Here is a 14,201-nt window from a genome sequence, read left to right as displayed (position 1 = left end):
CTTAAGGGGAGTGGCGTCGCCGATCTGTTAGCTGTCGCGGCGGCGGGCGGGCACCATGTGTTCCTGCTGGGGCCTCCCGGTGCCGGGAAGACGATGCTCGCCTCGCGCCTGCCGGGCATCCTCCCCGACCTCGATGACGAGGCGGCGCTGGAGGCGACCTGCATGCGCTCGCTCGTCGGAGCGCCGACCGGTGGCGCTCTGGTGCGCCGGCCGCCGTTCGAGAGTCCGCACCACTCCGCTTCGTCCGCGGCGATCGTCGGCGGCGGCAGCGGCCGCATCCGTCCCGGCGCGGTCGCCCGCGCCACCCGCGGAGTGCTGTTCCTCGAAGACGTAAGAAGTAGCAAAGCACACCACGCCCTGAGTGGGTCGGAGACGCCCGAAAAGGGTCGTCGTGGGGTGGGTGCCGCTCGGATGTTCCGCGACGTCAGGCAGCTAAGAGACGATTTCGGTGCGCCGCGACGCCACCATGGTCGCGGCAGAGGTGATCACTGCTTGATCCTCGACCTTAAACGGGACTCCGCTTGCGCGGGTGGAATCGTCGATAAAGGTGCTGAGGTCAAACTGGTCTTGCATGTACTTCTAGTATCTCAAACGGGGGTAGTTAAGTCTGTTGTAATTTCTGCGGTTTACGTTCTACTCCCCATGCTTCTTACTAATGCGCAGGCCGACACATCCCGTGCAGGTCACCAACTAGAAGGAGTGTGATCCCAATGGGATTCCGCCAAATTCGCGTCAGCGACCTCACTGGTGCGGTAGCAACCGAGGACGAGATCGTCACGATCGTCGTCCGCAGCCACCCCGATCTCGATGAGCCGAAGCAGTTCGACGCTCTCCCGATCGAGGTCAAGGATCTCAAGCCCGCCGCCAACCTGGTGTCGCTGGAGATCCGCAACGGGCAGACGACCGAGATGGTCGTCACCCTGGCCGAGTTCAACAAGCTCGCGCCGAACATCAATGCCGTGCTGGAGAACGCCGATGGCCTCAAGGGCCGTCGCAAGGGCTACAAGCCCAGCTCCTGACCGGTCCACCGACGCCCGTATCTCCCGCTTGAGCGACCCGACTGCTCGCGGGGGGTACGTGCCCTTTCAATTCCTGACGAAGATGTGGATCAAGTTGACAACGGCACCGCCGATAGTCGCGACCACCCCCACCCGTCGCCAAGCCTCGTTGTTGCGCTCTTTCTCGAACTCGTTCGTGGACATGATTCCCTTCCCTCAGCGACCATCGAGCCGCACTTGTGTGGACGTCTCGTTTCCGCCCTCTACCTGCAATCACAATACCGAGCGTTCAAGTAGCACCCCGGGCCATGACGAATCAACTTGACTTCGCCGTCCGCCGCTAGTAGTTCCTATGCGGCTCCTAGGTGCTCTGTGGTGTGCAGGGGTCGTCGCCGAAAGACCTCACACCTTGTTCTGGCGTGTCTAAATCCCGGGCGTGTCGCAAAGAAGAAGCCCCGCTGGCTGCGGGGCTCTTCACGTTCAGGGGAGCGGACGTACTCGGGTTCGCTCGACCTCCGCCCAGCGCTCCTTCAGGCTCAGCACGGACTGATACGCGGACTTCCAGGTGTCGAACGGCATATTCATGTCCTTCCAGTCGGTCGCGTCCTTCAGCCACACCTCGGCGGTGAACCGCGAGCCTCGGATGACGAGGTCGACGAAGTACTCGTCCACGTCGCTCAGGCCGTCCTCGTTGTTGCGCTTTGGTCCAGTGAGGACGATCGAGCCGCGGAGGAACGGGCTGGTGCTCACGTTGGGTGAGTGGGCCAGGAGCAGCCACATCGCGTGCTGGTTGAAGGGCTTGTTGTTGAGCGCGGCCTCGTCGTTGATCCAGAGCGTCGCTTCGGGCTCGATGAGGTCGAGGATCTCGAACCAGCCGTCGACGAGTGAGTGGATCTGCTCTGCGCTGGTGAGGTCGCATAGGTACGGGTCTTCGGTTGCCGGTAGTACGAGTGCGGTCGTCATGACGCCTCCCTGATCGTGGATGTTCAGCGCGACGGGTCGTCGCGCAGTCGCACCAGCGATCAGGCGGTCTTCGACCACCTCAGTTGATCCGTCTCCTCGATGTGGTGGGTCCGGCACAGGTAGCGGAGGTTGCTCACCACGAACTTCAGCTCCGGGTGGGAGCCGCGCTTCTGGATGTGATCCACGTCGAGGTTGGTCATGACGGTGCAGCCTTCCCTGCTGCAGACGCGTCCGAAGTTCTTGTCGAGGTACGGCCGCGCTACTTCATCGCGGAACGTCGACCAGAGCCGAGCCTGCTTACCCTGCTGGGGTATGGGTTTCGCTCGTGCGATCGTGCAGCTTCGACAGCGATTCTGGATCGTGTTGTAGACGGTGATCGCCGTACGGCAGCCCTTGCACTTCTTCGCTACTGGTCCGGATGACTCACGCATGGAGCGCTCCGTCACCCTGCTTCCGACTGCGCAGGAGCAGCGTGCGCTCTGTCAGACCAGCGAGCGAGAGCTGAGCGAGTGCAGCGTGCGTCTGAAGATCGAGCGACCGAATTAGCTCGTCGAGCGCCTGGTCGGTCGTGTCTTCGTTCTCCTCAGCCCAGGCCCAGAAATCTGGACTGGCCTCAGCTTCGTCTAGACCGATGCTCCGGTCCTCACGCAGGAGGTTCACCCAGCCCACGCGCTCTACGAGTTCAGCGTGATGCTCCTGGATGCGGGCGACGTGCTCGAGCCCATCTCTAATCAAGATGACGCTCCCTGCACGCACATAACTGTTGAGGATAGCTGGTCGGAATTTGCGAGGAGATTCTCTCGGTGGGGTCGCACCCTAGACGAAGCGGTAACGTGCTTCACTTCTGACCACATATCTTCAATCAAAACTGCACCGCTAGCCGTAACCCCTGTCCCTCCGTGGAGTGCAAGAACAAGCCAAGGCAGCAAGAGCGAGCACCCTCAGGTGTAGTGAGCCGTGACTAAACGTCAAATCGCTTCTCTTACAGAGTACTCGAACTACCAAGAAGTCGCGGTTGAACAGAACCCAACTGTCAAGCCGAGGGAAGCCTCGTGAGCATTGGCCGTGACGTACGAGTAGGTTGTGATCGGTCCATCGGGTGGCCTCCTCAGTAGTAGGGGAGAAGGGGTCTATGTCAACCGACCGTCCGCACAGAGGCGGAAGTGTGGTGCTCCTCTCCGTCAGGTGCGGTCCAATAAACTACGCAAAGCGCAGAACCAGGCGAAGCAATTGACTGGCTGATGCTAAAACGTTGACTTCCTTGTGGCGCAAGGATCTGTACGGCAGGGTGATCGTAACCGAGGCGTGGCCCGAGGTCGAAATCATCAATATCTGATCCGTCATTGTCCTGATAGTTGAAATAGACATTGGTCACGGGGTACGGTAGATTGCTCTCCAGCACTAGAAACCATCGTCTCCGCTGTCGGATCTTCCCGTTGACGTGTTCTTGATAAGATTCGAGCTCGACTCTCGGCCACACCCCGCCCGTCGGAATCGGCTCGTCGGTCGAGTTCGTCGAGATTGGGGTTGCCTGGCTTCCGTCTTTGGTGTTTCCACTTTCCGTAGCGGTAGCAGCTTCCGCTTCGGTCTTGACCTTTGTTGCAAGCCGGGTGAGAAGCGTCCGCGTCTTCTCCAGCAAGTCGGCTTCGGAGTTATACGATGCTACGAAGGCTGAAGCGTAGATCTCGGCAATATATGCTCTTAGCGTCGCCTGCTGTTCTTGAGCGCTCGTGTTACAGGCGGAGATCGGTGGTCTCGGTGTTTGGTTTTCGAAGACTGCAATTTCCTTCCCGTCTTCGAGGAAAAGCGCGATCTCCTCGGCCGTACCAGAGGGATAGTCGGGTGTTGGAGTCCCCATACGGTCCGTGAATACGACTATTGCCATGTCGGATTCCCGCACAATCTGAGCGTTCAGCACCGCTTGAGCATGTGGACCGAAGGCGGGGCTCGCACCCTCGAGCCAGTCGGTCGGACTGAAATGCACGGCGAAGATTCGACCGAGTTCGACATTCCACTTGCGCATCGCCGTATGGATGGCGCTCACGTGCTCACGCGGTAGGTCACTTGGTCCGGAGACCATCACTTGAACGACGATTGCGTTATAGGACATGGCACCACCGTAGGACACGCTGTGCCCCCTCGCGTTCGAACAGACGTTCGACTACGGTCGGACGTCATGGGTTCGAACCGACGCTACGAGGATCACTACGACCGCCTGACGCAGCAGCTCGTGACGGAGGCAGCAGTGCGCCCGAGGCCGGTGTCGCTCAGTGCCGAGGAGCTCGACGAGGCGAACTGCCCGGTCCGACGTGGGCCGGCCGTCCCAGTACGCGCGTGGGTGCGCTTCCAAGAGCAGCCCGTCATCACTGACGCGTTCGCGGTTGAGTGGAACGACCGAGCGGTCCACGTGGAGTGGAGCATGTCGGACGGCACGAAACTCGACGCGTGGGTGTGGGCGAACGCGGTACGACGGGTCTGACCCTCCACGGCTAGGCTCCGACCCATGGAAGCAGTGCGTCAGTTCCGGGTTCACATCTCAGCGATGGGAGTGGCAGCGGTCTTGCTTCTTTCTGGCTGTGCCAGCTCCGGGGATCCTGTGGCGGAGACTACGTCCGCGACACCGACGCCCACTCGGACTGCGAGTCCTACCCCCACGGCGACTCCGACTCCGACTCCGACTCCGACTCCGGACGGAAAGACCTACCAGTTTACCTGCAACGATGCGGACTACAAGAAATTTGAGTTCGCAACTATGGAGGCGGTCTGGGCGTCAGGCATGGAGTTCAAGTCATGCGACGCCTTCCCGACTGGGAACACCTACTCGGCTGAGCAGAAGGAGATCTTCGCGGTCTCCGGCTACACGGACATCCAGGCGATCGTCTACCTGTACGAGACGTGCGCGCTTCCGACCATGGGCTACGCGACTAGCCCTACAACTCCCTACTCCGAGGGTCAGGTCAAGGAGATCCAGGCGGCCCTGATGGTCTGTCCGACCAACCCGGCGGCGGGGCAGGTGCAAGCAATCATCGCCGACAAGGTGGCTACGAATTCCGAAGATGCTCGTCTCAGAGCAGAGAAGAAGCGAGTAGGGAACGGCACCTTCCGTGTTGGCGCCGACATTGTACCTGGGACCTACGTCTTTGAAGGCGAAGTGACAAATTGCTATTGGGAAACATTGGACGCAGCCGGAAATATCATTGCCAATAACTTCGTGACCTCTGGACTACGCATCGAGGCTTACGTAAACGCGAGCGACTTCTCGTTTAGTTCGCAGGGCTGTGGCATCTGGACTCTGCAAGAATAGTATTGACTATTCATTACGTTCGTGCTTAACTAAAGCCAGTCGAATAAACAGGAACACATACATGACTGACCTAATAGCAATAACAGACTACCGAACGCCCGCCAGGATCACGTTCGTCACAGTCAAGTAAGCATAATTAAACAAGGACAACTGAATATGAGCAACACACAACACGAAGACAAGTTCATCCCATCAAAGCAACGGAATGCGTTCCAGCGAATCCTCGCCTCACGCGTCCTCCCATGGTTCCTCGTCACGATCTTTGCGACCGGCGTCGCTGGCATCATCACTGGCTGGTTCCTCCGCAGTGAGAACATGGCGCAGGTCAACCAGCCCGTGGCGTCCGCGTCTTTAGAGCAACGCCAGTAGAAGCCGTCTCTACCGCGCCAGACACCGAGACGGCACTCGAACCGCCTGTAGAGCTCATCAAGCCACTGGCGACGCCTCCGCAGGTCGTAGAGGGCCCAGCAGCACCGAGTGGCTGTGAGCAGTACCGTTCGCTCGTCGCGCAGTACACGTGGGACGTCGATGTGGCGCTGGCGGTCATGCGAGCCGAGAGCGGCTGCAACCCGAGCGCGATCGGCGACCTGAGTCTCACACGTACCAGGGGAGCGGCCGGCGCGAAGGGATGAGCTGCGGGCTCATCAAGGTTCGCGTGCTGGCCGGGCGACCAAGCTGCGACGAGCTGCTGAACCCGACGACCAACGTGGCGAACGCGTGGCGCATCTACGAGGCACGCGGATCGTTCACGCCATGGTCGGTCTATACCAGCGGAAAGTATGAGCAGTACCTATAACGCAAGAATAGTATTGACTATTTGGAGCGATAGGCGCATTATGAAATCCCAATTAAACAGGAACCACTTCAATGAAGAAGATCAAGCAACTCATCCTCAACCTGCTTCGCACACACCGCACTCTGGTGCAGTACGACACCGAGCTAGCGCGAACGTATAGCGACTATGGGCGAGGTCAGCGATGAGCGACATCGTGGATGATTTTGCTCTCGTGGCTGCATCCGCCGACGCTCTGCTCAAGCCAATCAAAGATGCCGTTGCTGCACTCGATGTGGTACTGCGTCAGCGCAGTTCAGCTTATAGGGCAGGATACGTTTTGTATCGCATCGCGGTCGAACTAAATTGGTCGCCATCACCCGCTCAGGTCAGCGATGAGGCGTAAAATCAAGTTCCGATGCTGGAACACTGACACCAACTCGCTGATCGACCCGCGCGGGCTGGCGATTCAGCCAGAGGATGGGGTGCTCATCTACGCCAACGATCCGGCCGAGTTCGGGTTGTACGACAGCAGCAACTACGTGCTGGAGCAGTTCACCGGCCTCCGCGACAAGAACGGCGTCGAGATCTACGAGGGCGACATCGTGGGCACTGAGCTAGGAGCTTTCTGCGTGGTGTTCAGCGAGAAGTTTGCTGGTTGGTATATCGAGAAACCTGACGGACACCGCGAGTTTTTGTTTGGGGCGCTCGGCAACGTTCATACCAACATGATCATCGGCAACATCCACGAGAACCCGGACCTCCTCGGATGATCGGGACGTTGATCTGCGAGCAATGCGGCGCTGTAATGGCAGCCACAACGGTGCCATCTATCTCACCTAGGATCAGGTACCTCGAAGGAATCATTCCGCATGACGAGGAGGGGCGAGTCGTTTACGTGCAGACCTGGACGTGCGGAGATGGACACAAATCGGCGTTGAAGAGTCCGGAACCAATCGTGTGACCGACCACCTCGACACCCTCCGCTCCGCCCTCCACGCGCGCATCAAGCTCGCGGCTGAGGCCCGACGCTCCGCCCGCACCAAGCCGATGACCTGCGCTCACACGTGGGAGACGTTCAAGCAGACCGTCACGGCCGAGAACGTCGGCTTCACGGGCACGGCGTGGTTAGTCGTGCGCGGGTGCAGGCGCTGCAAGGCGAAGGTGCTGGTGGACTACGTGGTGGAGAGCTGAAGACGTCATGTCCCGTCGGTTGTGAAAACGCACAGTTCTCCGCTACGGTCCGACCACCTCCCGAAAGGATGCGCCCATGCGACGCACGTACGGAGCCGCTGTTGCGGCTGGACTCAGCCTTGTTCTGCTCACCGCTTGCTCGTCAGATGGCGGTGATGTCGCAGAGGATGCTGTCGACACTCCGTGCGCGACATACTCGGAAATGCCTCGAAACGTATACACCGACAAGACCTCCATTGAGTTGGAGCGAGAGTGCATCACTTACGCACCGGTCGCGGAGGAGGAGCCAAGTGTCGCGCCGACCCCCATGCCGACAAGCGTCGTTCCGGACGATTTGGTCGTGAACTACACCACGGCGGATGGCTACACCGGCAGAATGACTGTCCCGGTAGTCGAGGATCTTTACGACAGCAGCATCACCAATGCGGCGCCTGGATTCACGGATCTCGTGATGCTGGGGCTGTTGCCGGCGACTTGGGAGAATACGACAGAGGGCCGAGCGGCTTACGTCGGAGCAGTTGTGGACGTGGCCACCGTCTACGACATAGCTTCACCGGTCTGTGCTCTTGACAGCAACACTCTTCGTGACTCTCGAGTTGTCTTGAAAAAGTCATCGTCGTTCTGCTACCTCTTCTTGGGAGTGTTGCCCCCAGCAGACATGGGACCTGGTGACGTTCTCTCTGTTCCAGTTCAAGATGGACAGAGATCGACGACGATCCCCGATATTCCCGAGGACCAAGAGCCGGCTCTGGTCGCCGCTTTGAATGCTCCTGTTTCGTTCGTGGTGATGGCAGAAAGTAGCGTATCGACAGCACCGGCTATTTGCCAGACGCCAGAGCTAGAACAGGGCAAGGTAACTATGCTTTTCTCCTACTCGGTACTTGCGGCAACGAATCCGGCGGCCTGTTAGGTCGTTGCAAGCCGTCCGCCAGCTTCCGACCACACCCGAGAGGACGCCGCGATGCGACGCACGTACGGAGCCGCTTTTGCGGCTGGAATCATGATCATTCTGCTCGCTGCGTGTACCGGATCGAAGGTGGAGACGACAGCAATTGAATCTCCGTCAGAGACTCCTTCTCCGGTCGCCCCTGCGACTTCGCAGCCACCAGTCGCTGTGGCTCCTCCCGCACCCGCTGGCCCATTCCCCGAGTCTGCTGTTGCGTCCAGTTCTGTTTTCGATTTCGAAACAACTGACGGCTACCGGTCTTAACTGACTCTGGAGTGGTATGAGCCTGTAACGGTTGGCGGCGCGCAATTCCCTGAAAAGTGCAAATACTATCTCGCAAGCTTGTATGGCAGTACTGACCTCAGCGTCTACTCGTTTGAAACGGTCCGCTTCAAGGCAAGTCTTTCGTCTGTCGACAACAATGGGTTCGCCTGGCCAGCCACCGAGAAAGTGGTCGGGGAGATGAGGCACTTGCGTAATACGGTGCCGATCGGCGATCTCTGTCGTCTTAGTGAGTCGACACCCACGCAGGGCATTGGAAGCTTCTTGATCACCACCGATACCGCGGCGACCCCAATCGACTACTACATGATTTACCCAACCGAGGTGACGCCGAATAATCCTGAAGGCACTGGCGACTATGATCTCAATGATCTCAAGATGGCGCTTTACGTGCAGAACAAAGCCGGATCTTGCTTAGTCGTCTCGGGGAACGGTATAAATCAAGGAAGCTCCACTTGCTTGGTCAACTACAGGTAGTTCCTTTTTATTGCCTTGTGTGTCTAAATAGAGCCATATGACAGTCGCTTCAACACAACCCGATAAACACGCAGGCGGACGGCCGCTCAAGATCGCAAACGTTGCGGAACTTGACCAGGTGGTCCAAGCTTATTTCGACAGTTGCGACCCGCATGTTGAGCAGCGCCTTGTCGATGGGGGAGTGAACCAGAAAGGCGAGACGACCTGGCTCCGCCGTGGGGTTCTGACAGAGCAGCAGCCCTACACGGTTTCAGGACTTGCCAGAGCGCTTCAGGTAGACCGCGATACCTTGGTCAACTACCGGAATCGAGACGAGTTTTTCGGATCGGTACAAGCTGCGTACGACCGTTGCCACGAGTACGCGGAGTCTCAGCTCTACGGTCGTGCAGCCACCGGCGCTGCGTTCAGTCTCAAGAACAACTGGGGTTGGAAGGATCGCCAGGAGATCGACCACACCACGAAGGACCAGCCGATGCCCCTGCTGGCCGGCAAGGTCACGCTCCCATGGGACTTCCCGTACGCCCAGCGCATCCGCGCTGGCGTCACGGTGACGAAGGCGTACGGCTACGAAGGCCCGCTCACCGACGAGCAGGTCACCGAGATCACCGAGGACGGTCAGTTCAACGTCGAGCTGATCGAGGCAGCGACGCAGGACAAGCAGGTCACGAAGCCGCTCACGAAGGCTGAGCTGCTCGCGCAGGCGGAGGCCGATGGGCTGACACTGGACGTCACGATCGATAACAAGCGCGACGAGATCGTTGCGGCGATCGAAGCAGCAACGCGAGACTAGGACTTGTCCGGATCAGAAGCAGGAGCACTCTCATCGGGGGTGCTCTTCTTCTCTGCGAGAGGATGACTGGTCGGCTCGGAGGATTCTTTCGCTAGCTTCTGCAATTCAGTAGGTGCTTCTGGGCGAGCGTACGCGTCGGCAACTACTTTCATCATGTCAGTCACATGATTTTCGATCGCTTTGTGTCCATGATCAGTAGCCTTCGGAATGGTGAGCGGCTTGAGGCCCCGCAGTCGCCGGGACTCGTTGAGAAATTTCCTGGCCGCCAGTCGTTGAGATGATAGCTCTAAGGTGATCTCTTCACTGGTAAATACGGGGCTCGCCAGCCGCCCGGTGGCTTCAATCAAGTCGCGCGCAATCGCACCCTGCACGAGCTTTTTCGGTCCATTGAAACGAAACTGGCGAGTTGCCTCGGCCAGCTCCGTAACTGCTTTGGGCATCTTAGATTCCCAGTGCGGCCGATAGTCCAGGTCTGATCGGGGCAGTCGGTAGAGGGCGACGTCGCGAACTGAGTCAGTCGCTTTCAGGAGGCTGTCGCTAAGACCTGCAAGATCGGCAACGATTGCAGCCTTCGTCGCTCGCTTCGATTTTATCAGTTCATTCACCCAGGTTCCGAGTGCACTCACGAGTGCGCCAATGACAGTGAAGGCACCGGCTAATGCCGCAACGTAAAACCAAGGAGCGGTTGAAGTGTTGAAGTCGAGCATCAGTAGCCTTTCTTGGTGGGTTCTACTTTCAATGCCGTTCGGACTTCGGCTCGGAAGGAAGCGAGAAGAGCCGCTCGGCGGTCGTCAAAATTGAGAGGCAGTGCTTCGTTCTTGCCTCTAACGCCGTCGGCAAAGGCAAGCAACTGCATTGCCTGAGCGTGAACAGATGAAGGGGCAATGAGAGCGAGGTCGTCCGCGGAAGCGCGCGCTGTGTGCAAATTCTGGTGGATTTCAATCTGCTTTTTTGGCTGATTTGCCGTATATTCGTCTGCGCCCATGTTCAGCCAATCTTCCCGCATCGAGTCGACTGAAAGCAGGCCATCGGTAGCTGCCACGATCGCTCGCCTGAAGTCGGTAGCCGTTAGCAGAATGTTGTTGCTCCACCGGACCGAGTCCTCCCGGAGCGCTTTTGCCCCTTCGTTGATTCTGTTGAAGACAAATCCCAGGATCGCACCAAGAATGAGAAATGAGCCAGCTACGACTGGAACACCCCACCACGGCGCCCCGGTCACTGCTCCTCCTCCTTAGGAAAGAGCTGCAGATTGCCTTTACTCTTTTCGATGTCGAGGTATTGATGTATCTTGTCGACGAAGTGCTCCTTAGCGTGGTTGACTTCCAGCAGGCTTTGACCGCTGTCGTTCAGGTTCATAGCCGCGTCCATAGTTGCATTAGCGACCCGATGAGCGGCTTGAGAAATGGCCTTTGGGGCGATCAGGTAGAGGCCGTTCACGTCCGCATATAGGGTAGGCGTAATTGTTGCTATCGCCTGGCGCTGAAGCTCAAGGTGACCCCCTCCGGAAGCGAGAAGAGCAGGGTTTCGATACAGGTGGCGAATCGTCCTGACGGCTCTAGTTTGCTCGTGGGATTTCTGAAGAAGCGACGCGGCATATGTGCGGATATCGCCATCCCACCGCGCCTTCGCCTCGCGTTTGGCGCGGGCCCGATCGTTTAGTCGTGCACCGAGCCAACTCAGGAAACCGCCTAGCAAGGTTCCAAGCAGAGCCGACGCTGCCACAAAGACCCAGGGGGCGGTCGAGGTGGTGAAATCAATCATCGCGAACTCGCCTCCCACATCGACGTTCCAGCTTTGTCGATGTGTAGAATCTCACGGATCGTGGAGATGAATTTCCCCTGAGCTGACCCAACCGCGTCGCTCAGCTCGTCGACTGTTTCCGGCTTCGCATCCAGTAAAGCGTGTGCGGCGTCGCCAAGTCTTTCCGCTGAAACGTATAGCGTATCTGGGGCGTAGATCATCATAGCTGCCCGCGTGTTACTAAGCCGTTCAAGCTGACCGACCAACCTCACAAGACTGTCATGTTCGTCGGGAATCGGTCCGTCGACGACCTTCAAGCGGGATTGGGCGATCCACCGCCCAGCAGAAAGCGCTTCGTTCGAAGCGGCGAGCGTCTCGATGCCCATCTGACGGATGTCGGCGATCCATCGAAGCTCATCTGCTCTGTCGTGCTCGACCTTCGCATCCTCTTTCGCACTTCTACGGTCGCGCTCATAGACAACGTCGGCTCGGCGGTTGTTGCGCCAACTGAGGAACAGAGCCGTCCCTAGACCGATTAGTGCACCACCTGCCACCTGCGTTATTGCGGTGAGGAACTCCCAGAATGAGCTGTCCCAGAAAGCGTCGATCGTGAGTCCCCTTTGTGTGTTCAATGTCGGGTCAATGCGTTTTATTAGGAGGTAGATGCAATTTCATTCTCACCGCAACCTAGCTCAGTCTCTCCTGGCCGCTGTGCCAACCGATCGCACGACGGGCACTACCTTCAAGGTCGCTCCCGGCGACGGCTCCCTCTTTGCTCCTGACATGCCTGTGACCCTAGCGCCGTACGGCAAGGACCCGAGCTACGACAACGCTGAGATCGCACGGATCACTTCAGTCAGCGGCGACAGCCTCGTACTCGAACGTGCTACCGAGGGATCGATCCGCAAGATCGTCCAGGTCGGATGGGTCATCGCTGGCACCGTGACAGCGGGCACGCTCGAGGCGATCGAGGACGCCGTACTGACGAAGGCCGACCAGACCTACGTTGACGAGCTCGTTGATGGGCTGGACCTACGTGGCGACGTTCGCACCGTCGCCGGCCGCACTGGCAACGTCGTCCTCTCCAAGGCCGACATCGGCCTTAACCTGGTCGACAACACGTCTGACGCAGCGAAGCCCGTCTCCACGGCCGTACAGACGGCTCTGAACGCGAAGTACAACGCCAGCAACCCGGCTGGCTTCGTTGACGCGTTCCAAGCAGCTGCATCCGCGCCCGTTCAGACGGTCGCAGGCAAGCAGGGCGCCGTCACCCTCGGGAAGGGTGACGTGGGGCTCGCCAATGTGGACAACACGAGCGATGCGAGCAGCCGGTGTCGAGCGCGACGAGTAGCGCGTTGGCGCTCAAGGCGCCTTTGGCCTCACCAGCGTTCACGGGGACACCTACGGGTATCACAAAGGTGCACGTAGGCCTGGGGAGCGTCGACAACACGAGCGACGCAGACAAACCCGTCTCTGCTGCTCAAGCTGCCGCACTAGCTCTCAAGGCCAACGTCTCGGGCGCAACTTTCACCGGACCTGTCCTGGTCGCGCCAACCTCGCCATCAACCGCTGCGTCAGACGGAACCGCAGGAGCCAACGCGATGATGTCGGGTCCGAGCGGAGGGGCCACAACTGGGACGAGCAGCAACGTCGCGGGTAGGGGTGCAAACCTAACCCTTCGTTCTGGCAACGGAGGCGCCGCACCCGCTGGCAGCACGAACGGTGTTAGCGGCGACGTAGTCCTGATCGCGAATGGAGCAGGCGGCGGCACCGGCACCGGTGTCCCTGGAGGAAAGGTGGTGCTGCGGACTGCGAAGAACCGCGTCGATGGCGTCGTCATCCAAAGGTCAGCTCAGTCCGTCGTGGGACAGTTCGACACATCCAACTCTCGACTCGGCATCGGTAAAACGCCCTCAAGCGCGCTCGACGTCGCGGGGACAACGAGCAGCGACCTCTTCAAGATGACCACCGGTGCCGCATTGAACAGCGTCATTGCTAGCGACGCGGGTGGAACGTTCTCCTGGCGCACGAGCCTCCCAAACAGTCGGCCGCTCAACAACGTCACGGACTTCGGAGCGGTCGGGGACGGGCTTCAACTCACTGACGCTGTGATGACAGCGTCCAGCGCAGTCCTGACATCAGCATCGGCATCATTCAGTGCTGGAGACGTTGGCAAGATCATCTTCGTTGACGACGCGGGGCTGCTTAACGCCTCCACCTCGAAGACCACGCTGTCCACCACGATCCTGTCAGTCACGTCAGCGACGCAAGTGACACTGGCCACGCCTGCAGTCAACTCAGTGACCGGCGGACGAGCGTCCTACGGCACAAACGATCTGGCTTCGATACGTAACGCAATTATCTCTGCTAGTCGCAACGGCGTCCTCTACTTCCCGAAGTCCACGTACATGTTCAACGGCAGGCTGACACCGGTATTTGGTCAGGAGTGGTTCGGAGACGGTGAAGGCTCCTCCGTGCTTAGGGGTGCGGCGACCAACGATTATGCAATCTGTATAAATGGCACCTCTGAGATTTTCCGATTCTTCTTCCTTCACGATGTCACGCAAGACACAGCGAACTTGTACCGTGCATCGCTGACGCTGACGCTGACGCTGACGCTGACGCTGACGCTGACGCTGACGCCGATGCGGATGCGGATGCCGACGTTGCTTCGTCTTTACGAGGCGCAGCCGCCGGTCCACGAACTGCTGCACGGGTAATCCGTGCACGGGGCG

At 59.0% G+C, this 14,201-nt stretch carries 19 protein-coding genes and 1 pseudogene; 13 read left to right on the top strand and 7 right to left on the bottom strand.

Annotated elements, in window-relative coordinates; translation table 11 throughout:
• Positions 1-21 precede the first annotated feature (21 nt).
• Positions 22-330 (top strand): annotated as a pseudogene (locus C5C99_RS17505) (ATP-binding protein); the annotation flags it as partial.
• A 380-nt stretch (positions 331-710) separates the two neighbouring features.
• Complete coding sequence (locus C5C99_RS08985; protein WP_104339967.1) at positions 711-1,019, top strand: hypothetical protein; 309 nt, start codon at positions 711-713, stop codon at positions 1,017-1,019.
• 459 nt (positions 1,020-1,478) lie between these two features.
• On the opposite strand, the gene C5C99_RS08980 is transcribed toward C5C99_RS08985, so the two are convergent.
• The 3 genes from C5C99_RS08980 to C5C99_RS16785 form a co-directional block, all read right to left on the bottom strand.
• Positions 1,479-1,961 carry a DUF3846 domain-containing protein gene (locus C5C99_RS08980; protein ID WP_104339966.1) on the bottom strand — a complete coding sequence of 161 codons (483 nt, stop codon included), beginning with the start codon at positions 1,959-1,961 and terminating at the stop codon, positions 1,479-1,481.
• A gap of 59 nt (positions 1,962-2,020) precedes the next feature.
• Positions 2,021-2,161, bottom strand: coding sequence for a hypothetical protein (locus tag C5C99_RS17120; protein WP_181074572.1), 141 nt, complete (start codon positions 2,159-2,161; stop codon positions 2,021-2,023).
• A 935-nt stretch (positions 2,162-3,096) separates the two neighbouring features.
• Positions 3,097-4,071 (bottom strand): hypothetical protein, encoded by a 975-nt coding sequence (locus C5C99_RS16785; protein ID WP_146085495.1) that lies wholly within the window; start codon positions 4,069-4,071, stop codon positions 3,097-3,099.
• Between the two features lie 66 nt (positions 4,072-4,137).
• Here C5C99_RS16785 and C5C99_RS08970 point away from each other — a divergent pair, with 66 nt between their 5' ends.
• From C5C99_RS08970 to C5C99_RS08945, 9 genes are all read left to right on the top strand, one after another.
• On the top strand, positions 4,138-4,440 hold the full coding sequence (locus C5C99_RS08970) for a hypothetical protein (protein ID WP_104339964.1): 303 nt from the start codon (positions 4,138-4,140) through the stop codon (positions 4,438-4,440).
• A gap of 297 nt (positions 4,441-4,737) precedes the next feature.
• Entirely contained in the window at positions 4,738-5,265 is a 528-nt protein-coding gene (locus C5C99_RS08965) for a hypothetical protein (protein WP_146085494.1), read from the top strand.
• A gap of 156 nt (positions 5,266-5,421) precedes the next feature.
• Positions 5,422-5,634: a hypothetical protein gene (locus tag C5C99_RS08960; RefSeq protein WP_104339962.1), complete on the top strand. Its 213-nt coding sequence runs from the start codon at positions 5,422-5,424 to the stop codon at positions 5,632-5,634.
• 608 nt (positions 5,635-6,242) lie between these two features.
• Positions 6,243-6,443 carry a hypothetical protein gene (locus tag C5C99_RS16780; protein WP_146085493.1) on the top strand — a complete coding sequence of 67 codons (201 nt, stop codon included), beginning with the start codon at positions 6,243-6,245 and terminating at the stop codon, positions 6,441-6,443.
• Positions 6,433-6,810 (top strand): YopX family protein, encoded by a 378-nt coding sequence (locus C5C99_RS08955; RefSeq protein ID WP_104339961.1) that lies wholly within the window; start codon positions 6,433-6,435, stop codon positions 6,808-6,810. The genes C5C99_RS16780 and C5C99_RS08955 overlap by 11 nt, the downstream gene beginning before the upstream one ends.
• A gap of 187 nt (positions 6,811-6,997) precedes the next feature.
• Positions 6,998-7,231, top strand: coding sequence for a hypothetical protein (locus tag C5C99_RS08950; protein ID WP_104339960.1), 234 nt, complete (start codon positions 6,998-7,000; stop codon positions 7,229-7,231).
• Positions 7,232-7,307: 76 nt separating this feature from the next.
• Positions 7,308-8,141, top strand: coding sequence for a hypothetical protein (locus C5C99_RS16775; RefSeq protein WP_146085492.1), 834 nt, complete (start codon positions 7,308-7,310; stop codon positions 8,139-8,141).
• A 378-nt stretch (positions 8,142-8,519) separates the two neighbouring features.
• A complete protein-coding gene (locus C5C99_RS16770; RefSeq protein WP_146085491.1) occupies positions 8,520-8,936 on the top strand; it encodes a hypothetical protein in 417 nt (138 codons plus the stop codon).
• Positions 8,937-8,973: 37 nt separating this feature from the next.
• Positions 8,974-9,726, top strand: coding sequence for a terminase small subunit (locus C5C99_RS08945; RefSeq protein ID WP_104339959.1), 753 nt, complete (start codon positions 8,974-8,976; stop codon positions 9,724-9,726).
• Here the strand turns inward: C5C99_RS08945 and C5C99_RS16765 are convergent.
• Genes C5C99_RS16765 through C5C99_RS16750 form a run of 4 tightly spaced genes read right to left on the bottom strand, consistent with a single transcriptional unit; the run spans position 9,723 to position 12,098 of the window.
• On the bottom strand, positions 9,723-10,433 hold the full coding sequence (locus C5C99_RS16765; RefSeq protein WP_146085490.1) for a hypothetical protein: 711 nt from the start codon (positions 10,431-10,433) through the stop codon (positions 9,723-9,725). The genes C5C99_RS08945 and C5C99_RS16765 overlap by 4 nt on opposite strands.
• The gene (locus tag C5C99_RS16760; RefSeq protein ID WP_146085489.1) at positions 10,433-10,945 is read right to left on the bottom strand and encodes a hypothetical protein; all 513 of its coding nucleotides are present in this window, start codon (positions 10,943-10,945) and stop codon (positions 10,433-10,435) included. Before C5C99_RS16760 ends, C5C99_RS16765 begins: the two co-directional genes overlap by 1 nt.
• Complete coding sequence (locus C5C99_RS16755) at positions 10,942-11,487, bottom strand: hypothetical protein (RefSeq protein ID WP_146085488.1); 546 nt, start codon at positions 11,485-11,487, stop codon at positions 10,942-10,944. Before C5C99_RS16755 ends, C5C99_RS16760 begins: the two co-directional genes overlap by 4 nt.
• A complete protein-coding gene (locus C5C99_RS16750) occupies positions 11,484-12,098 on the bottom strand; it encodes a hypothetical protein (protein ID WP_146085487.1) in 615 nt (204 codons plus the stop codon). Before C5C99_RS16750 ends, C5C99_RS16755 begins: the two co-directional genes overlap by 4 nt.
• Positions 12,099-12,177: 79 nt before the next feature.
• On the opposite strand from C5C99_RS16750, the gene C5C99_RS08935 reads away from it, so the two are divergent.
• Together C5C99_RS08935 and C5C99_RS17115 are read left to right on the top strand one after the other, a co-directional pair.
• On the top strand, positions 12,178-12,894 hold the full coding sequence (locus C5C99_RS08935; protein WP_146085486.1) for a hypothetical protein: 717 nt from the start codon (positions 12,178-12,180) through the stop codon (positions 12,892-12,894).
• 368 nt (positions 12,895-13,262) lie between these two features.
• A complete protein-coding gene (locus tag C5C99_RS17115) occupies positions 13,263-14,186 on the top strand; it encodes a hypothetical protein (protein ID WP_181074571.1) in 924 nt (307 codons plus the stop codon).
• Positions 14,187-14,201 lie beyond the last annotated feature (15 nt).

This window comes from Rathayibacter sp. AY1C4 (assembly GCF_002932195.1).
GTDB lineage: Bacteria > Actinomycetota > Actinomycetes > Actinomycetales > Microbacteriaceae > Rathayibacter.
The sequence above is the reverse complement of the archived record's forward strand: the minus strand, read 5'-3'. Positions and strand labels throughout refer to the sequence as shown.

What these genes read in the sequence shown, in the direction of transcription:
- C5C99_RS08985 (WP_104339967.1), top strand. Translation starts at nt 711, where the DNA reads ATGGGATTCCGCCAAATTCGCGTCAGCGACCTCACTGGTGCGGTAGCA.
- C5C99_RS08980 (WP_104339966.1), bottom strand. Translation starts at nt 1,961, where the DNA reads ATGACGACCGCACTCGTACTACCGGCAACCGAAGACCCGTACCTATGC.
- C5C99_RS17120 (WP_181074572.1), bottom strand. Translation starts at nt 2,161, where the DNA reads ATGACCAACCTCGACGTGGATCACATCCAGAAGCGCGGCTCCCACCCG.
- C5C99_RS16785 (WP_146085495.1), bottom strand. Translation starts at nt 4,071, where the DNA reads ATGTCCTATAACGCAATCGTCGTTCAAGTGATGGTCTCCGGACCAAGT.
- C5C99_RS08970 (WP_104339964.1), top strand. Translation starts at nt 4,138, where the DNA reads ATGGGTTCGAACCGACGCTACGAGGATCACTACGACCGCCTGACGCAG.
- C5C99_RS08965 (WP_146085494.1), top strand. Translation starts at nt 4,738, where the DNA reads ATGGAGTTCAAGTCATGCGACGCCTTCCCGACTGGGAACACCTACTCG.
- C5C99_RS08960 (WP_104339962.1), top strand. Translation starts at nt 5,422, where the DNA reads ATGAGCAACACACAACACGAAGACAAGTTCATCCCATCAAAGCAACGG.
- C5C99_RS16780 (WP_146085493.1), top strand. Translation starts at nt 6,243, where the DNA reads ATGAGCGACATCGTGGATGATTTTGCTCTCGTGGCTGCATCCGCCGAC.
- C5C99_RS08955 (WP_104339961.1), top strand. Translation starts at nt 6,433, where the DNA reads ATGAGGCGTAAAATCAAGTTCCGATGCTGGAACACTGACACCAACTCG.
- C5C99_RS16775 (WP_146085492.1), top strand. Translation starts at nt 7,308, where the DNA reads ATGCGACGCACGTACGGAGCCGCTGTTGCGGCTGGACTCAGCCTTGTT.
- C5C99_RS08945 (WP_104339959.1), top strand. Translation starts at nt 8,974, where the DNA reads ATGACAGTCGCTTCAACACAACCCGATAAACACGCAGGCGGACGGCCG.
- C5C99_RS16765 (WP_146085490.1), bottom strand. Translation starts at nt 10,433, where the DNA reads ATGCTCGACTTCAACACTTCAACCGCTCCTTGGTTTTACGTTGCGGCA.
- C5C99_RS16755 (WP_146085488.1), bottom strand. Translation starts at nt 11,487, where the DNA reads ATGATTGATTTCACCACCTCGACCGCCCCCTGGGTCTTTGTGGCAGCG.